Annotated in this window: 1 tRNA gene; it reads left to right on the top strand. The window is 39.1% G+C overall.

Features of this window, described 5'->3' with window-relative positions:
• The first annotated feature begins 57 nt into the window (after nucleotides 1-57).
• A tRNA-Ala gene (locus FXN70_RS11930) sits at nucleotides 58-133 on the top strand.
• Nucleotides 134-548: the final 415 nt, after the last annotated feature.

Genomic DNA, 548 nt, shown 5'->3' with positions numbered 1-548 from the left:
CTGCAACATGAGAAGGTAGACAAAAAGATTGGTACGTAATTCGAAATGAAATAAGCTGGGGACTTAGCTTAGTTGGTAGAGCGCCTGCTTTGCACGCAGGAGGTCAGGAGTTCGACTCTCCTAGTCTCCACCACGTATCTTCTGGATACGGAATAAGCAAGTAACACGGTAGCTTATAGAGATTAGTGATAAAGTTGCGTATGATACGCGGCATTGTTATTAACCTCTGTGATTTATCACAGTTTAATGTAGCTGACGAAGCTATGTTAATTCATTAATAGATTGAAAATTGAGTCTGAAATAAATTGTTTTACTCAATTGTTCGAAAGGACAATATGAGAACTAGCAAATTTAACTGAATCAAGCGTTTTGGTATATGAATTTAGATTGAAGCTGTACGGTGATTAAGTTCACAGTACTTCAAACTGTAATGTTGATAATGCTACTTGTAGGTATTAGCGACTGTTTGGGGTTGTATAGTCAAGTAATTAAGTGCATGTGGTGGATGCCTTGGCAGTCAGAGGCGAAGAAAGACGTGATAGCCTGCG

The sequence above is a fragment of the Acinetobacter sp. MD2 genome (genome assembly GCF_035615575.1).
Classification (GTDB): Bacteria; Pseudomonadota; Gammaproteobacteria; order Pseudomonadales; family Moraxellaceae; genus Acinetobacter.
The sequence above is the reverse complement of the archived record's forward strand: the minus strand, read 5'-3'. Positions and strand labels throughout refer to the sequence as shown.